Below are 16818 nucleotides of genomic sequence, written 5' to 3' on the forward strand. Positions count from 1 at the left end.
TCCGCCTGCCGTTTCGGGGTGGGCCGGGGGATCGGACAATGGCCGTATGAGCGAGCGCGCGCGGCACTGGCAGTACGCCGAGCTGCCCGGGGTGGACCTGCTGCGGGCCCGGTACGTGCGGAAGACGTTCGTGCGGCACACGCACGAGAACTTCGTGATCGCCGCCATCGCCGACGGGGTGGAGGTCTTTCACCACGGCGGGGGCGATCAGTACGCGGGGGCCGGGTCTCTCGCGCTGGTGAATCCGGATACTCCGCACACCGGGCGGGCCGGTGTGCCGGAGGGGTGGCGGTACGGGGCCGTGTATCCGCCCGTCGACGTGGTGGCGGAGATCGCGGCCGAGACCACGGCGCTGCGGGGGACGCCGGGATTCGTCAGCCCGGTGGTGGACGACCCGTACGCCGTCGGGCTGGTGCATCAGGTGCTACGGGCCGCCGACGAGGGCAACGCGCTGGCCGCGGACACGCTGCTGCGGGTCGCCGTGACCAGGTTGCTGCGGCTCAACGGCGGGCCCATGCCGCGGCGGGAGGTGCGGACGGCGGGGGCCCGGATCGCGGCACGCGCGCGTGCGGTGCTGGAGGAGCGGATGGCACGGCCGCCGAGCCTGGAGCGGTTGGCGGCCGATCTCGGGACCAGTCCGTTCGCCTTGCTGCGGGCCTTCCGGGACGCCTACGGGATGCCGCCGCACGCGTGGCTCACGGATGCGCGGGTACGGCGGGCGCGGCGGATGCTGGACCTCGGAAGGGCGCCCTCGGAGGTCGCCGTGGCCGTGGGATTCACCGATCAGCCGCATCTCAACCGGCACTTCAGCCGGATCGTCGGTGTGCCTCCCGGGGCCTATCAGCGGGAGCGCAAGAACGTACAAGACCTGCGGTAGCGGCTCCTCGTAGCGTGCGGGGCGTGGCAGATCGGACAGTTCTCAAAGATGCAGAGACCGGTGGGAAGGCGGACCGTGCCGTCATGCGGGACGCCCTGGGTGTCGGGGTGGCCGTCGGGCTCTCCGGGTTCGCCTTCGGGGTGACGTCGGCCGGCAGTGGGCTCACGCTGATGCAGACGTGCGCGCTCAGTCTGCTGGTGTTCACCGGCGCGTCCCAGTTCGCCCTGGTGGGCGCCCTCGCGGCCGGTGGCGGCCCGTTCACGGCGGCGGCCGGAGCCTTCTTCCTGGGGGTGCGGAACGCCTTCTACGGCCTGCGTCTGTCGCAGGTGCTGGCCCTCCCGCGCGCGGTGCGGCCGTTCGCCGCCCAGTGGGTGATCGACGAGACGGCCGCCGTCGCGCTCGCACAGCCCACGCGGCGCAGTGCGCGGATCGGGTTCCTGGTGACGGGGCTGAGCCTGTACGTCCTGTGGAACCTCACCACGCTGCTCGGCGCCCTGGGCGCCGAGGCCATCGGGGACACCGGCGCCTGGGGGCTGGACGCGGCGGGACCCGCGGTGTTCCTGGCGCTGCTCGCGCCGATGCTGAAGACCGGCACCGAGCGGGCCGTCGCCGGGCTCGCCGTGCTGCTGGGGCTCGGACTGCTGCCCGTGCTGCCCGCCGGTGTGCCGGTTCTGCTGGCCGCGCTGGCGGCGCCGCTCGTGCTCTGGGCGGACGGCCGGCGCAGGGGACAGGGGGACCAGCGGTGAACGTCTGGATCGCGATCGGTGTGACCGTCCTCGGGTGCTACGCCGTCAAGCTGGCCGGGCTGCTGGTGCCCGCCGGGGCGCTTGAGCGGCCCGGCGTGAAGCGGCTCGCCGCGCTGCTGCCCGTCGCGCTGCTGGCGGCCCTCACGGCCCAGCAGACCTTCGCCGACGGGCAGGTGCTGGTCCTGGACGCGCGGGCCGCCGGGCTCGCAGCCGCCGCTGTGGCGCTGATGCTGCGGGCGCCGTTCCTGCTCGTCGTCGCGGCGGCCGTGGTGGTGACCGCGGGAGTGCGGGCCATAGGGGGCTGATCAGCCGATGCCGCGGCCGTAGGCGCTGAGGGTGCGCAGGGCCTCGATCGTCACCACCGGGCGGGCCTCCAGGGCGGGGACCGGGGCCCAGCGGCGCCACCGGACGGGCCAGCCGCCGTCCTCCTGTTGCTGGGCCGCGAGGTGGTCCAGCGAGCGGGCCATCTCGTCGTCCGTGAACCACGCGCGCGCGAGGGAGCTCGGTGTCCTCGCGTAGTCGTACGGGAAGTGGTGCTCGCCCGGGGCGTAACCGGGAGAGACCGGGTACACCTCCAGGTTCTCGGGATCCAGAGCCGCCAGACGGTGTTCGCGGACCAGGCGGCCCAGACGTTCGGCGGCCGCCTCCGCGCGCGGGCGGTCCGGGGCGGAGTCGAGGAAGGCCACGGCGGCCTCGATCTCGTAGGGATGGGACTTCTCCAGCGACTCGACCGCCTGCCAGCAGAAGTCCGTGGCCCGGAACAGCCAGGCGTGCCACACCTCGTTGCGGTGCAGCAGCCCCACCACCGGCCCGGTGGCCAGGAGGTCGCTGGGCGGGTCCTCCACGACCGGCACGAAGGGCGCCGTCGGGTAGCCGCGCTGGCTGGGGTGGATCGCCGGGAGGGCGCCGTCCGCCGTGGAGACGGACGTCAGATAGCGGCACATGCGTTCCACCCGCTGGCCGGCGCAGCGTCCCACGGCGTCCAGGACGCGCAGGGCGTGGGCGGTGTGCAGCGGCTGGCTGACCGGGCCGCGCAGGTCGGGCTCCAGCGCGTGACCGTACCCGCCGTCCTCGTTGCGGTAGGCGTCCAGGGCGGTCTCCACCGGGTCGGCGGAGCCGCCCCGGAAGTGGTGGGCGAAGAGGCGCTGCTCGAGCACGCGCGCGGTGAGCCAGACGAAGCGTTCCGCACGCGCCACGGGGGTGTGCGGCGCGGGCGACTGGGGGAGTGAGGGAGCTCCTGTTTCGGCCATGGGTCAGACCGTAGGGCGCAATACGGCGTCGGCAGGCGGTCCCGGCCCAGGCCCACCCGCAGGGGCGGGATACTGGAGTCATGCGGTTGACGGTCTTCTGGCAGCGGATGGCGGAGCACTTCGGTCCGGGATACGCCGACACCTTCGCGCGCGACCATGTGATGGCGGAGCTCGGCGGGCGCACCGTCCACGAGGCGCTCGACGCCGGCTGGGACGCCAAGGCCGTCTGGCAGGTGGTGTGCGCGGTGATGGACGTGCCGAGGGAGAAGCGTTGACCCTTCGTGGAGACCGCTGACTGACGGCCCACGAAGATCGCACGCGGGCAGACGGCTGTCGGTGGCGTGGGCGAGACTTGGTGCGTGGCACCCACTGACGAGACAGGGCAGGCAGCCCAGCAGTCCTCCCCGTTCGGTACGACACCGCCCGCGTCGCCCCCGCCTCCGGCCGGGGACACCGGGCCGAACGGCCGCATGCCGCGCTGGCTGCCGCGCGCCCTGGTGCTCGCACTCGCCCTCGTCGCCGTGTTCCAGCTGGGCAGCTGGGCCTTCCACCAGCTCACCGGGCTGCTGATCAACATCCTCATCGCGTTCTTCCTGGCGCTCGCCATCGAACCGGCGGTGAGCTGGATGGCCTCGCGCGGCATGCGCAGGGGACTGGCCACGTTCATCGTCTTCATCGGCGTGATGATCGGGGCGGCGGGCTTCGTCACGCTGCTCGGCTCCATCCTCGCGGACCAGATCATCAAGATGATCGAGGGCTTCCCGGGTTACCTCGACTCCGTCATCAACTGGGTCAACACGCACTTCAAGACCGACCTGAAGCGTGTGGACATCCAGGAGGGCCTGCTGCGCTCCGACTGGCTGCGCACCTACGTGCAGAACAGCGCCACGGGTGTCCTGGACGTGTCCGCCCAGGTCATCGGAGGTCTCTTCCAGTTGCTGACGATCGCGCTGTTCTCGTTCTACTTCGCCGCGGACGGCCCGCGACTGCGCCGCACGATCTGCTCACTCCTGCCGCCCGCCCGGCAGGCCGAGGTGCTGCGCGCCTGGGAGATCGCCGTGAACAAGACCGGCGGCTACATCTACTCGCGCGGCTTGATGGCACTGATCTCCGGGATGGCGCACTTCGTCCTCCTGCAGGCCCTGGACGTGCCCTACGCGCCCGTGCTCGCCGTGTGGGTGGGCCTGGTGTCGCAGTTCATCCCCACCATCGGCACGTATCTCGCGGGCGCGCTGCCCATGCTGATCGCGTTCACGGTCAACCCCTGGTACGCGCTGTGGGTGCTGATCTTCGTGGTGATCTACCAGCAGTTCGAGAACTACGTGCTCCAGCCGAAGCTGACGTCCAAGACCGTCGACATCCACCCCGCGGTCGCCTTCGGCTCGGTCATCGCGGGCACCGCGCTCCTGGGCGCGGTCGGCGCGCTGATCGCCATCCCCGCCATCGCCACGCTCCAGGCGTTCCTGGGGGCGTATGTGAGGCGGTACGCCGTCACGGACGACCCCCGGGTGCACGGACACCGCCGACGCGGGGAGGGGCCGGGCCTCGTCACGCGCGCGAGGCGGCTGTGGGCACGGCGGGCCGGGACGGAGCGGCCCGAGGCCGGGCAGTCCGAGGGCGGGCAGTCCGAGGGCGGACGGTCCGAGGGCGGACGGTCCGGGGGCGGGGGCTCCGGGGACGGACCGTCCGGGGGCGGGGGCTCCGGGGAGAGCCCGGCCTGAGTCGCCGCGCCCTGTCACGGACGTGCCGCGTGGTGCGCTTGACACGAAAATCGAACATCCATTCTTATGGAGTCTCCGGCGAAGCTCAACGACGGGCAGTTCGACGTACTTTGGGTGGAGAAGTGCCCGAGTTATCCACAGGCCGGACGTGCGTCGGGGCGCATTGTCAGTGGCAGGCGTTAGCGTCTTTGACGTGAAGCGATCGACTCAAGCAAATCGGGTGGAACCCATGGCAGGAACCGACCGCGAGAAGGCCCTGGATGCCGCTCTCGCACAGATTGAACGGCAATTCGGCAAGGGCGCGGTCATGCGCATGGGCGACCGGACCAAGGAGCCCATCGAGGTCATCCCGACCGGATCCACCGCCCTCGACGTGGCCCTCGGCGTGGGCGGCCTGCCCCGCGGCCGTGTCGTGGAGATCTACGGACCGGAGTCCTCCGGTAAGACCACCCTGACCCTGCACGCGGTGGCGAACGCGCAGAAGGCCGGTGGCCAGGTCGCCTTCGTCGACGCGGAGCACGCACTCGACCCCGAGTACGCGAAGAAGCTCGGTGTCGACATCGACAACCTCATCCTCTCCCAGCCGGACAACGGCGAGCAGGCCCTGGAGATCGTGGACATGCTGGTCCGCTCCGGCGCCCTCGACCTCATCGTCATCGACTCCGTCGCGGCGCTCGTCCCGCGCGCGGAGATCGAGGGCGAGATGGGCGACAGCCACGTGGGTCTGCAGGCCCGCCTGATGAGCCAGGCCCTGCGGAAGATCACCAGCGCGCTCAACCAGTCCAAGACCACCGCGATCTTCATCAACCAGCTCCGCGAGAAGATCGGCGTGATGTTCGGCTCCCCGGAGACCACGACCGGTGGTCGGGCGCTGAAGTTCTACGCCTCGGTGCGCATCGACATCCGCCGCATCGAAACCCTGAAGGACGGTACGGACGCGGTCGGCAACCGCACCCGCTGCAAGGTCGTCAAGAACAAGGTCGCGCCGCCCTTCAAGCAGGCCGAGTTCGACATCCTCTACGGTCACGGCATCAGCCGCGAGGGCGGTCTGATCGACATGGGCGTGGAGCACGGCTTCGTCCGCAAGGCCGGCGCCTGGTACACGTACGAGGGCGACCAGCTCGGCCAGGGCAAGGAGAACGCGCGCAACTTCCTGAAGGACAACCCCGACCTGGCCAACGAGATCGAGAAGAAGATCAAGGAGAAGCTGGGCGTCGGCGTGCGTCCCGAGGAGCCGGCCGCCGAGCCGGGCACGGACGCGGCGGTCTCCCTGGCACCGGCCGACGCGCCTGCGGTCCCCGCCCCGGCAGCGGCCAAGACCGCCAAGTCCAAGGCCGCGGCAGCCAAGAGCTGACCCGTGACACGACGAACCGACTGGGCGGAGTACGAGTACGCCGCGTCCGGTGCCCCACGGGGGAGGGGCACCGGAAGGGAGACGGGCTCGGCCGTGGACGGGGAGGACGGGCACGGGGACGACCGGCTGTACGGGGATGACAGGCCGTACGGGGAGGCCTCTCCGTACGGCGGCTCATTCGGCAGAGGCTCTTTCGGCAGCGACTCGTCGACCGGAGGCGCACGCGAAGGCGGCTCCCCCAGGGACGGCTCGCGCGGCAGTGGGTCGCCCGGTGGGCGTGGACGTGGGCGCCGCCGGCGCGGCTTCGACGCGGCGAATGCCGAGGACGGAGGTTCCCTTTCCTCGTCGAGGGCCGAGCAGGGGGAGCCTCCGGGGGACCCGGTCGAGCAGGCTCGGGCGATCTGCCTGCGCCTGCTCACCGGGACCCCGCGAACCCGCAAGCAACTCGCCGACGCCCTGCGCAAGCGGCAGATCCCGGAGGACGCCGCCGAGGAGGTGCTGTCGCGGTTCGAAGAGGTCGGCCTCATCAACGACAGCGCCTTCGCGGACGCCTGGGTGGAGTCCCGGCACCACGGCCGAGGGCTGGCCCGGCGCGCGCTCGCCCGGGAGCTGCGGACCAAGGGCGTCGACTCCACGCTGATCGACGAGGCCGTCTCCCAGCTCGACTCCGAGCAGGAGGAGGCGACCGCGCGGGAACTCGTCGCGCGCAAGCTCCGCTCCACCCGGGGGCTCGACCGGGACAAGCGTCTGCGCCGCCTCGCGGGCATGCTCGCCCGCAAGGGTTACTCCGAGGGCATGGCCCTGCGCGTGGTCCGGCAGGCACTGGAGGAGGAGGGCGAGGACACGGAGTTCCTCGGGGACGAGGGGGTCTGAGGCAAGGGCGAGACCCCCGTGGGGCCGCGCCCAACGCTGAGCCCCAGGGTCACACCACGGGAAGCCCCGTCGCCCGCCAGGCCTGGAACCCGCCGACCAGATCGGTGGCCCGGTGCAGCCCCAACTGGTGCAGGGACTGGACCGCCAGGCTGGAGGCGTACCCCTCGTTGCAGATCACGACGACGCGCAGGGCGTGGCTCGTGGCCTCGGGGAGACGGTGGCTGCCCTGCGGGTCGAGGCGCCACTCCAACTCGTTGCGCTCGACGACGAGGGCACCAGGGATCAGGCCGTCCCGTTCGCGCAGGGCCGCGTAGCGGATGTCCACCAGCAGCGCGTCACCGGCCAAGGCGGCCTCGTACGCCTCCTGCGGTTCGATCCGCTCGTAGCCCGCCCGTACGCGCTCCAGCAACTCGTCGATGCCGACGGGACGCTGGACGCCCCCACTGCCGCCTGTGTCCCCACTGCTGCCGTGCCCGTCGCTCACCTGGTCGTGCGTCGCGCTCACTGCCAGTCCTCCGGTCGTTCCACCTGCTCGAGCCGCAGGATCGACCCGCTGCGGCTGAAGCGGCGGATCTGCGGCAGGGGCGGGTAGTAGGCGTGGACGGAGATCGCGTGCCGGTCGGGAGACTCGTTGAGCACCTCGTGGACGTGGTGGCGGCCGAAGGCGCGGCCCTCACCGGAGGGCAGCCGGCGTTCGCGGTCGACATCGTCGGTGAGTTCCAGGGTCTTCCAGCCGTCGGTGGGCAGCCGCGCGGCGAGCGAGTTCTCCGTGAGCTCGCCCGACGCGGTCAGGAAAGCGCCGACGGAGTCGGCATGGTCGTGCCAGCCGGTGCCCGTGCCGGGCGGCCAGCCGATCAGCCAGGCCTCGCTGCCGCCGGGCCCGTCCAGCCGCACCCAGGTGCGGCCTTCCGGGTCGAGCGGCAGGGAGGCGATCAGCTCGGTGTCGGCGGCCGTACGCCGCACGAAGTCGAAGAGGTCGGCCTGGGTGGGCGCCGAAACGGCGGAGGAGACAGATGAGGAGCCGGAAGCCGAGCCGGGGGTGGATCCGGGAGAGGAGACAGCAGGGGATGCGGAAGGGGATACAGACACGGGTGCCGTCCTGAAGGTCCTGATGAGGGTTCGCGAATCAGGCGCGTCGGCCGCGGCAGAACAGAGCGCGGCGTGCGCCCGGAGGAAGGGGGAGGCGAAGTCAGCAGGACGGGCGACACACGCAGCCCACATAGCGGAGGAGGTCCATATGGACCCTCCGCCACAGGCGCACGCAGGTGTCGGTCACGCACCGGAGTACACCACGACGGCCCGGACCGGTCAACTCGCTGTCACCATGCGGACGCACGGTGACAGCGAACACATCTCCCTCGGTGTCGACGTCAGCGAGAACCGACCGACGCACTGGCCTCGGCCTGCGCCTTCGCCGGTCCGCCCACCGCGGCCTCCGCCGCCGCGTACAGGTCGTCCGGGCGCACTCCGCTCAGTGCGGTGACGAGATGGCCGTCGGGGCGCACCAGGAGCACCGTGTGCGCGGCAGCACCCGGATAGCTCTCGGCGACGAGCAGTTCGGCGGGGTGCGGCAGTGCCGTGACCGCGGCCGCGAGGCGGGGCATGATGCCGGCGCTGACCCAGTGCTTGCGCTCCCACACACCCGTGCCGGGCGCGATGAGCACCACGAGCAGTGCGCCGCGGCCGAGCCGGTCCCGCAGCGGTACGAAGGTGCCGTCCTCCGCGGTGACCCGCACGTCGGTGACCGGTGCTCCGGGCGGTGTGTCGACGGGCGTCTCCCCCTCGAGGCGTGGGGGCGCGAGGGGCGAGTCGGCGTACGCCCCCGGCGCGCCGAGCTGGCCGTGCCCCAAGTGACCGTCCGTGAGGAGCGCGTCGTGGCCCCGGGACGAGCCGGGGACGTAGGAGCGCAGACCTCCGCCGCCGCGCAGCAGCGGCAGTGCCTGGTCGGCGGCGCGCAACCGGGCGGCGACGACCGCCCGGCGCTCGGTCTGGTAGCTGTCGAGGAGCGCGTCGTGCGGCCCGTGGTGCCAGGCCACGGCCAGCTTCCAGGCGAGGTTGTCGGCGTCCCTGAGGCCCTCGTCGAGACCGTGCGTGCCCAGCGCGCCGAGCAGGTGGGCCGCGTCCCCGGCGAGGAAGACGCGGTCGGCGCGCCAGCGTCGGGCCAGGCGGTGGTGGACCGTGTGGACACCGGTGTCCAGCAGTTCGTACGGCGGGGTCGTGCCGCCCGCCCAGCCGGCCAGGGTCTCCCGGATGCGGGTCAGCAGCAGTTCGGGGGTGACCAGGTCCTTGCCGGGCGGCAGGAGCCAGTCCAGACGCCAGACGCCGTCCGGCAGAGGGCGCGCGGTGACCTCGCCGGCCGAGGGGCCCGACATGCGCCACGGCGGCATGCGGTGCAGCAACGCCTCGTCGTGCCAGGGCAGTTCCGTACGCAGCGCGGCAACAGCGTGACGCTCCACCGCCGTACGGCCCGGAAAGCGGATGTCCTGGAGTTTGCGCACGGTCGAGCGGGGGCCGTCGCAGCCGACCAGGTAACTGCCGCGCCACCAGGTGCCCTTGGGGCCGCGGGTGTGGGCCGTGACGCCCGAGGACTCCTGTTCGATGCCGTCGAGTCGGCTCTCCACCGCGACCTTGACGAGCCGTTCGCCGGAAAGGGCCGCGCGCAGGGCGCCGGTCAGGACGTGCTGGGCGATGTGCAGGGGAGCGGGCTCGGTGCCGTCGAAAACGATCTCACGCATCACCTGCTTGCGCCGCATCGACCGCCATCCGGCCCAGTGGGCCCCGGCCCGGGACAGGGGCACACCGGTCAGCCGTTCCACGAGGGCGGCGGTGTCCTCGCGCAGGACGACGGTGCGCGCCGCACGCGGTTCGTCCTTGCCCGGCCCCTCGTCGAGGACGACGCACGGCACCTCCTGACGCGCCAGCGCCAGGGCGAGCGTGAGCCCGACGGGCCCCGCTCCGACGATGATCACCGGGTCCACGGCGCGGCGCCCCCTGCCCGTGGTGTTGTCCTGAGAGACATAGGTGAACAGGAAGTTGGAGCAGGGTGCACGATCACAGAACGTATGCAACCCATTGCGGGTGCTTGCGTCAAGTGACCAGGGGCAGTGGCGATCATGCCACTGCCCCTGAGTGTGTCACGTGAGGTGACCGGGTGTCAGACGGTGCCTCCGGCGCCGGTCCCGGCCGTTCCGGCGATCTCGGCATTGTCTGCGCCCACGACCGCGCCCGTCGATTTCTTGGCCCGCCGCAGCCGCCGCTCCAGCCAGCTCGCGAAAGAGGTCAGGGCGAAGTTGAGCGCGATGAAGATGACGGCCACGACCGTGAAGCTGGCGATCGTGTTCGCACCGTAGTAGCCGCTCATCGTGTTCGCCGAGGAGAGCAGTTCGGGGAAGGTGAGGACCGCGCCGCCGAGGGCGGTGTCCTTCACGATCACGACCATCTGGCTGACGATGGCCGGCAGCATCGCGGTGACCGCCTGCGGCAGCAGGATGAGCCGCATCTCCTGGTTCTTGCGCAGGCCGATCGCCATGGCCGCCTCGGACTGGCCCTTCGGCAGGGAGAGGATGCCCGCGCGAACGATCTCGGCGAGGACCGAGGCGTTGTACAGCACCAGACCCGTGACGACGGCGTACAGCGGACGGTCGTCGGACGAGACGTTCGTGTACTGGGCGAACAGGGCAAGGCCGAAGATCATCAGGATCAGCACGGGGATGGCCCGGAAGAACTCGACCACGAGGGCGGCCGGCACCCGGATCCAGGCGTGCTCCGACAGCCGGGCGATGCCGAAGACAGCGCCGAGCGGCAGCGCGATGATCATGGCGAGCGCTGCGGCCTTGAGCGTGTTCTGCAGGCCCGGCCAGATGTACGTCGACCAGGGCTCGGATGTGGTGAAGGGCTTCCACAGCACCCACTCGAGCTGACCGTTGTCCTTGAGGGTGCTGTACACCCACCACAGCACGGCCGCCAGGGCGACCAGGAAGACCACCGTGAACAGGACGTTGCGCCGCTTGGCGCGGGGCCCCTGCGCGTCGTAGAGAAGGGCACTCATCGCTTCACCGCCACCTTCTTGCCCACCCAGCCGAGGATCAGACCGGTCGGCAGCGTCAGGCACACGAAACCGAAGGCGAAGATCGCCGAGATCAGCAGCAGCTGCGCCTCGTTCTCGATCATCTCCTTCATCAACAACGCCGCTTCCGCCACACCGATCGCCGCGGCCACCGTGGTGTTCTTCGTCAACGCGATCAGGACGTTCGTCAGCGGGCCGACGGCCGAGCGGAACGCCTGGGGAAGCACGACCAGTCGCAGCACCTGCGAGAAGCTCAGGCCGATGGCGCGCGCCGCCTCCGCCTGCCCGACCGGCACCGTGTTGATGCCGGAACGCAGCGCCTCACACACGAAGGCGGAGGTGTAGACGATGAGACCGAGTACGGCGAGCCGGAAGTTGGCCGTGTCCGACCTGTCGGCGCCGAGGTTGATGCCCAGGGCCTGGTAGAGGCCCAGCGAAGTGAACAGGATGATCACGGTCAGCGGGATGTTCCGCACGAGGTTCACGTAGGCGGTCCCGAAGCCGCGCATCAGCGGCACCGGGCCGACGCGCATGGCGGCCAGCAGGGTGCCCCAGATCAGGGAGCCGACGGCTGAGAGCAGGGCGAGCTGCACCGTCGTCCAGAAGGCTCCCAGGATGTCGTAGTCACTCAGAAAGTCGAACACGATTTCCCGCGCTTCCGCGTATAGGGATGCCCCGGTGCACCGCCCCGGAGGGCGGCGCACCCGTCAGGCGTTGCCTCAGCTGTTGCGTCAGCTCTTGATGTCGCCGATCTTCGGCGCGGGCTCGTTCTTGTAGTTGGCCGGGCCGAGGTTCTTGTCCACGGCCTTCTGCCAGGAACCGTCGGCGACCATGTCCTCAAGAGCCTTGTTGATCTTGTTCTTGAGGTCGCTGCCCTTCTTGACGCCGATGCCGTAGTTCTCGTTGGTCATCTTGAAGCCGCCGAGCTTGAACTTGCCCTTGAACTGGGACTGGGCGGCGTAACCGGCGAGGATCGAGTCATCGGTGGTCAGCGCGTCGATCGCCTTGTTCTGCAGACCGCCCAGGCAGGCCGAGTACGTCGGGTACGTCTGCAGGTCGGCCTTGGGGGCCAGCTTCTCCTTGACGTTCTGCGCCGAGGTCGAACCGGCCACCGAGCACAGCTTCTTGTTGTTGAGGTCCGCCGGCGACTTGATCGAGTTGTCGTCGGAGCGGACGAGCACGTCCTGGTGGGCCAGCAGGTACGGGCCGGCGAAGTCGACCTTCTCCTGGCGCTCCGGGGTGATCGAGTAGGTGGCGGCGATGAAGTCGACGTCACCGCGCTGCAGCATGGTCTCGCGGTCGCCGCTCTTCGCTTCCTTCCACTCGATCTGGTCCGCCTTGTAACCGAGCTTCTTCGCGACGTAGGTGGCGACGTCGACGTCGAAACCGGCGTAGCCCTGCGGCGTCTTCTGGCCGAGGCCGGGCTGGTCGTACTTGATGCCGACGGTGATCGTCTTACCGCCGCCGGAGCTGGAGCCGCCGCCGTTGTTGTCGCCGCCGCACGCGGTGGCGGTCAGGGCGAGGGCGAAGACGGTGGCCGAGGCGGCGGTGACCTTGCGGAGCTTCATGGTGAACATCCTTTGACTTGAGAAGAGATGCGGGCCGTCAAGGGCGGTGACGCAGGTCGCGTCGGGCGCGAACCGCGCCGTCAGTGATGCAGGATCTTCGACAGGAAGTCCTTGGCACGGTCGCTGCGCGGGTTGCTGAAGAACTGGTCGGGCGCAGCCTCCTCGACGATTCGGCCGTCCGCCATGAACACCACGCGGTTTGCGGCCGATCGTGCGAAACCCATCTCATGGGTGACGACGATCATGGTCATGCCGTCCCGGGCGAGCTGCTGCATGACCTCCAGCACCTCGTTGATCATCTCGGGGTCGAGCGCGGAGGTCGGCTCGTCGAAGAGCATGACCTTCGGCTCCATGGCCAGCGCCCGCGCGATCGCGACGCGCTGTTGCTGGCCGCCGGAGAGCTGTGCCGGGTACTTCTCGGCCTGCGCGGCGACGCCGACCCGGTCGAGCAGGGCGCGGGCCCGCTCCTCGGCCGCGCTCTTGTCCTTCTTGCGGACCTTGATCTGGCCGAGCATCACGTTCTCGAGCACGGTCTTGTGCGCGAAGAGATTGAAGGACTGGAAGACCATCCCGACGTCGGCCCGCAGCCGAGCCAGCTCCCTGCCCTCGGCCGGCAGCGGCTTGCCGTCGATCGTGATCGAGCCGGAGTCGGTCGTCTCCAGGCGGTTGATGGTGCGGCACAGTGTGGACTTGCCGGACCCGGAGGGCCCGATGACCACGACGACTTCACCGCGGGCGATCGTCAGGTCGATGTCCTGGAGTACGTGCAACGCGCCGAAGTGCTTGTTGACGCTCTTCAGGACGACCAGTTCTCCGGTCGCGGCCACATCTTCCTTGGCCACCGATACTTCGGTCATCGCTCTCAGGCTCCGTCCTCCTCGGTTTCGGAGGACAGTAGTAACCCTCTACGACCTGCGTCATTACATCTGAGGGGAATCTGAGCATCACGATCCGATAGCAATCGGACACGTGTCGTAGCACTTATGAGCAGCGCTCATATCGGCCGGGTAACGGAAGCTCTCCGCAACCGGAACCCTCTTGACGCCGTCCTCATCCATCAGCGTGACTGCACAAGGTGCACGCGCGCGTGCACGCGTTTTTGTACACAGACAGATCGTACGGCCAGTGAACCGAAGGGGGCTCGGGTGAGACTGCTGCTCGTCGAGGACGACAACCACGTCGCCGCTGCTCTGTCCGCGGTCCTGGCGCGGCACGGGTTCGACGTCACGCACGCGCGCAGCGGCGAGGAGGCCCTTCAGGCGCTGGTTCCCGAGGTCGACGGCTTCGGTGTCGTCCTGCTCGACCTCGGCCTGCCCGACCAGGACGGATACGAGGTCTGCGGCAAGATCCGCAAGCGCACCAGCACGCCGGTGATCATGGTCACCGCCCGCTCCGACGTGCGCTCCCGCATCCACGGCCTCAATCTCGGCGCCGACGACTACGTGGTGAAGCCGTACGACACCGGGGAACTGCTCGCCCGCATCCACGCGGTCAGCCGGCGCACCTCGCACGAGGACACCTCCAGCGGTATCGAGACGGAACTGCGCCTCGGCCCGGTGCACATCGAGCTGCCCACCCGCCGGGTCAGCGTGGAGGGAACCGTGATCCAGCTGACCCGCAAGGAGTTCGACCTCCTCGCCCTGCTCGCGCAGCGGCCCGGGGTGGTCTTCCGCCGGGAGCAGATCATCAGCGAGGTGTGGCAGACCAGCTGGGAGGGGACCGGGCGCACCCTGGAGGTGCATGTGGCGTCCCTGCGCGCCAAGCTGCGGATGCCGGCGCTCATCGAGACCGTACGCGGAGTCGGCTACCGGCTCGTCGCGCCTGCCGGATAGCGGGGCCGGGTGCGCACTCGTCTGCTCCCGCTGCTGATCGTCCTGATGGCGGCCGTGCTGCTCGCGCTCGGCGTCCCGCTCGCCGTCAGCCTGGCCGGCGCCCAGCAGCAGAAGGTCGTCGTCGACCGCATCGACGACACGGCACGCTTTGCCGCTCTCGCCCAGTTCGTGACCGACTCGCCCACCGGAACCGCCAGCGCGTTCGAGAACGAGCGCCTGGCCACGCTCAGCCGCGAACTCGACAGCTACTACACCGTCTACGGCATCCGGGCCGGTGTCTTCTACCGCAGCGGCAGTGCCATGGCCCACGCGCCCGCCGGGTGGTCCCTGCCCAAGGAGGGTGAGGTACGCGACGCGTTCGACGAGGCGCTGCTCAGCCGCCGCAGCCACGACCCGCGGCAGGTGTGGCCCTGGCAGCGCCGCAACCTGGTGGTCGCCTCGCCGGTCATCCGGGACGGTGACGTCGTCGCGGTCGTCGTCACCGACTCGCCCACCGGGCAGCTGCGCTCGCGCACACTGCACGGCTGGCTGGTCATCGGCGCGGGCGAGTTCGCCGCGATGCTGCTGGCCGTCGGTGCCGCCCTGCGGCTGACCGGCTGGGTGCTCAAGCCCGTACGGGTGCTGGACGCCACCACCCACGACATCGCCACGGGGCGGCTGAAGTCCCGGGTCGCCGCCGCCGGAGGTCCGCCGGAACTCAGGCGCCTGGCCCGGTCGTTCAACGAGATGGCGGACAACGTGGAGGACGTGCTGGAGCAGCAGCGCGCCTTCGTCGCCGATGCCTCGCACCAGCTGCGCAACCCCCTCGCGGCGCTGCTGCTGCGCATCGAGCTGCTCTCCTTCGAGCTGCCCGAGGGCAACGAGGAGATCGCCTCGGTCCAGTCCGAGGGCAAGCGCCTCGCGCAGGTCCTGGACGATCTGCTCGACCTGGCGCTGGCCGAGCACACCGACGCCGATCTGAAGATCACCGACATCGGCGAGCTCGCCGCCGAACGGGTCGCGGCCTGGTCCCCGACCGCCGAGGCCAAGGGCGTACACCTGGTGAGCGACTGCCCGCCGACGACCGCGTGGGCCGACCCGGTGGCGCTGTCCAGCGCGCTGGACGGGATCATCGACAACGCGGTGAAGTTCACGCCCGAGGGCCGGACGGTCGAGGTGACCGTCGCGCGTGACGGCGACACCTCCACCGTGGTCGTCACCGACGAGGGGCCGGGCCTCACGGATGAGGAACTGGCCCGCGTCGGCGACCGCTTCTGGCGCAGCAGCCGCCACCAGAACATCAAGGGCTCGGGCCTTGGACTGTCCATCGCGCGGGCGCTGCTCGCGGCGGGCGGCGGTTCGATCGCGTACGACCATCACGAGCCGCACGGGCTGAAGGTGACGGTGACGGTGCCGAGGGTCGGACCGGCGTAGCGGAGCCGGAGCCCGAGGCGAGGTCGAAGAGGGCTATGGCTTGACGGACCAGTAGTAGCGCCGGGCCCCGTCGTGCAGCTTGAGCGGGTCGGTGTAGATCGCCGTGCGGACGTCGACCAGCTGGGCGGAGTGGACCGTCGCGCCGATGCCGTCCCGGCTGTCGAGCACCGTACGGGTCAGCCACTCGGTGAGCCGGGGGTCCATGTCGTTGCGCGTGACCAGCAGGTTGGACACCGCCAGGGTGGGGACCGGGTCGCCGCGCTGGATGGTGGGGTAGGCCGATTCCGGCATCTTGGTGGCGCGGTAGTAGCGCGTGGCGCCGCCCTGGTCGTGCAGCTTGGCCACGAGGCCGGCGTCGATCGGTACGAAGCGGAAGGCCGACGCCGACTTCTTGGCCAGCCGGCTGAGCCCGTCCGTGGGCAGTCCGCCCGACCAGAAGAACGCGTCGAGGCCGTGTCCCAGCCGTTTGGGTCCGGTGTCGATGCCGTCCGACGACGGCTTGATGTCCTTCTCCGGGTCGATCCCGGCCGCTTTGAGCACGCCGTTCGCGATCAGCCGCACGCCGGAGTCCGGCAGCCCGATGGCCACGCGCTTGCCCCGTAGGTCCGCGACGGAGCGGATGTCCGAGTCCGGCGGTACGACGAGCTGGGCGTAGTCGTCGTACAGGCGCGCGACCCCGCGCAGGCGGTCGGCGCCCGTGCCGTGGTCGAGCTTGTACGTGGCGACCGCGTCGGCCGCTGCGATCGCGAAGTCCGCCTGGCCCGTCGCGACGTCCGCGACGTTCTCCTGAGAACCGGCGCTGGTCAGCAACCGCACCTTCAGATCGGGCATGTCCTTGTCGATCGCTTTGCGCAGGAGGTCGCCGTACTCGTAGTACACCCCCGCACGCGTGCCCGTGCTGAACCTGATCGTCCCGCCCGGAGGCTCCTCGGCCCAGGGGCGCAGCCACCACAGCAGCAGCCCGAGGACCACGAGGGCGGCGCCGCCGCCCTGAAGGGCCCGGCGCCTGCCGAGAGGGGGGAACGTCTTGGGCATGCGCGAGATCCTGCCAGCCGTGGTGCCCCGCTGACCAGGGGCGGGCTCACACGATGGGGCGAGGGGAGTGTCAGTGGCGGCCA

17 protein-coding genes and 1 pseudogene are annotated in these 16818 nt (G+C 70.5%); 9 read left to right on the top strand and 9 right to left on the bottom strand.

The window, feature by feature from the left end; all coding sequences use genetic code 11:
- Positions 1-46 precede the first annotated feature (46 nt).
- The 3 genes and pseudogenes from QF034_RS29855 to QF034_RS29865 all read left to right on the top strand — a co-directional run.
- Positions 47-1015: pseudogene (locus QF034_RS29855) on the top strand (AraC family transcriptional regulator); the annotation flags it as partial.
- Positions 961-1623 carry an AzlC family ABC transporter permease gene (locus tag QF034_RS29860; protein WP_307177801.1) on the top strand — a complete coding sequence of 221 codons (663 nt, stop codon included), beginning with the start codon at positions 961-963 and terminating at the stop codon, positions 1621-1623. The pseudogene QF034_RS29855 and the gene QF034_RS29860, both read left to right, overlap by 55 nt.
- Positions 1620-1928 (top strand): AzlD domain-containing protein, encoded by a 309-nt coding sequence (locus tag QF034_RS29865; protein WP_307177802.1) that lies wholly within the window; start codon positions 1620-1622, stop codon positions 1926-1928. Before QF034_RS29860 ends, QF034_RS29865 begins: the two co-directional genes overlap by 4 nt.
- On the opposite strand, the gene QF034_RS29870 is transcribed toward QF034_RS29865, so the two are convergent.
- Entirely contained in the window at positions 1929-2873 is a 945-nt protein-coding gene (locus QF034_RS29870) for a hypothetical protein (RefSeq protein ID WP_307177803.1), read from the bottom strand.
- 80 nt (positions 2874-2953) lie between these two features.
- Between QF034_RS29870 and QF034_RS29875 the strand changes: the two genes are divergently transcribed.
- The 4 genes from QF034_RS29875 to recX all read left to right on the top strand — a co-directional run bounded on the left by QF034_RS29875 (position 2954) and on the right by recX (position 6821).
- Positions 2954-3148: a DUF3046 domain-containing protein gene (locus QF034_RS29875; protein ID WP_307177804.1), complete on the top strand. Its 195-nt coding sequence runs from the start codon at positions 2954-2956 to the stop codon at positions 3146-3148.
- Positions 3149-3232: 84 nt separating this feature from the next.
- The gene (locus QF034_RS29880) at positions 3233-4594 is read left to right on the top strand and encodes an AI-2E family transporter (RefSeq protein ID WP_307177805.1); all 1362 of its coding nucleotides are present in this window, start codon (positions 3233-3235) and stop codon (positions 4592-4594) included.
- A gap of 229 nt (positions 4595-4823) precedes the next feature.
- Complete coding sequence (gene recA, locus QF034_RS29885) at positions 4824-5948, top strand: recombinase RecA (protein WP_307177806.1); 1125 nt, start codon at positions 4824-4826, stop codon at positions 5946-5948.
- A 3-nt stretch (positions 5949-5951) separates the two neighbouring features.
- Positions 5952-6821, top strand: a complete 870-nt coding sequence (gene recX / locus QF034_RS29890) for a recombination regulator RecX (protein WP_307177807.1) — start codon at positions 5952-5954, stop codon at positions 6819-6821.
- Positions 6822-6870: 49 nt separating this feature from the next.
- Here recX and QF034_RS29895 read toward each other — a convergent pair whose 3' ends face one another.
- From QF034_RS29895 to QF034_RS29925, 7 genes are all read right to left on the bottom strand, one after another.
- Positions 6871-7305: a rhodanese-like domain-containing protein gene (locus tag QF034_RS29895; protein WP_307180006.1), complete on the bottom strand. Its 435-nt coding sequence runs from the start codon at positions 7303-7305 to the stop codon at positions 6871-6873.
- A gap of 17 nt (positions 7306-7322) precedes the next feature.
- Entirely contained in the window at positions 7323-7910 is a 588-nt protein-coding gene (locus QF034_RS29900; RefSeq protein ID WP_307177808.1) for a cupin domain-containing protein, read from the bottom strand.
- 281 nt (positions 7911-8191) lie between these two features.
- Positions 8192-9799: an FAD-dependent monooxygenase gene (locus QF034_RS29905; RefSeq protein ID WP_307177809.1), complete on the bottom strand. Its 1608-nt coding sequence runs from the start codon at positions 9797-9799 to the stop codon at positions 8192-8194.
- 176 nt (positions 9800-9975) lie between these two features.
- On the bottom strand, positions 9976-10869 hold the full coding sequence (locus tag QF034_RS29910) for an amino acid ABC transporter permease (protein WP_307177810.1): 894 nt from the start codon (positions 10867-10869) through the stop codon (positions 9976-9978).
- Entirely contained in the window at positions 10866-11531 is a 666-nt protein-coding gene (locus tag QF034_RS29915; RefSeq protein WP_307177811.1) for an amino acid ABC transporter permease, read from the bottom strand. The genes QF034_RS29910 and QF034_RS29915 overlap by 4 nt, the downstream gene beginning before the upstream one ends.
- 87 nt (positions 11532-11618) lie before the next feature.
- Complete coding sequence (locus QF034_RS29920; protein ID WP_307177812.1) at positions 11619-12455, bottom strand: glutamate ABC transporter substrate-binding protein; 837 nt, start codon at positions 12453-12455, stop codon at positions 11619-11621.
- Between the two features lie 80 nt (positions 12456-12535).
- Complete coding sequence (locus QF034_RS29925) at positions 12536-13312, bottom strand: amino acid ABC transporter ATP-binding protein (RefSeq protein ID WP_307177813.1); 777 nt, start codon at positions 13310-13312, stop codon at positions 12536-12538.
- 288 nt (positions 13313-13600) lie between these two features.
- Here QF034_RS29925 and QF034_RS29930 point away from each other — a divergent pair, with 288 nt between their 5' ends.
- A complete protein-coding gene (locus QF034_RS29930; RefSeq protein ID WP_307177814.1) occupies positions 13601-14287 on the top strand; it encodes a response regulator transcription factor in 687 nt (228 codons plus the stop codon).
- Positions 14288-14296: 9 nt separating this feature from the next.
- Positions 14297-15700 (top strand): sensor histidine kinase, encoded by a 1404-nt coding sequence (locus QF034_RS29935; protein WP_307177815.1) that lies wholly within the window; start codon positions 14297-14299, stop codon positions 15698-15700.
- 33 nt (positions 15701-15733) lie between these two features.
- On the opposite strand, the gene QF034_RS29940 is transcribed toward QF034_RS29935, so the two are convergent.
- Positions 15734-16735 carry a TAXI family TRAP transporter solute-binding subunit gene (locus QF034_RS29940; protein ID WP_307177816.1) on the bottom strand — a complete coding sequence of 334 codons (1002 nt, stop codon included), beginning with the start codon at positions 16733-16735 and terminating at the stop codon, positions 15734-15736.
- Positions 16736-16818 lie beyond the last annotated feature (83 nt).

It is taken from the genome of Streptomyces africanus, assembly GCF_030816955.1.
Lineage (GTDB): Bacteria > Actinomycetota > Actinomycetes > Streptomycetales > Streptomycetaceae > Streptomyces > Streptomyces africanus.

Excerpts from the sequence above, each read along its gene's own strand:
- QF034_RS29860 (WP_307177801.1), top strand. The coding sequence starts at position 961 with ATGCGGGACGCCCTGGGTGTCGGGGTGGCCGTCGGGCTCTCCGGGTTC.
- QF034_RS29870 (WP_307177803.1), bottom strand. The coding sequence starts at position 2,873 with ATGGCCGAAACAGGAGCTCCCTCACTCCCCCAGTCGCCCGCGCCGCAC.
- QF034_RS29875 (WP_307177804.1), top strand. The coding sequence starts at position 2,954 with ATGCGGTTGACGGTCTTCTGGCAGCGGATGGCGGAGCACTTCGGTCCG.
- recA (WP_307177806.1), top strand. The coding sequence starts at position 4,824 with ATGGCAGGAACCGACCGCGAGAAGGCCCTGGATGCCGCTCTCGCACAG.
- QF034_RS29910 (WP_307177810.1), bottom strand. The coding sequence starts at position 10,869 with ATGAGTGCCCTTCTCTACGACGCGCAGGGGCCCCGCGCCAAGCGGCGC.
- QF034_RS29920 (WP_307177812.1), bottom strand. The coding sequence starts at position 12,455 with ATGAAGCTCCGCAAGGTCACCGCCGCCTCGGCCACCGTCTTCGCCCTC.
- QF034_RS29925 (WP_307177813.1), bottom strand. The coding sequence starts at position 13,312 with ATGACCGAAGTATCGGTGGCCAAGGAAGATGTGGCCGCGACCGGAGAA.
- QF034_RS29940 (WP_307177816.1), bottom strand. The coding sequence starts at position 16,735 with ATGCCCAAGACGTTCCCCCCTCTCGGCAGGCGCCGGGCCCTTCAGGGC.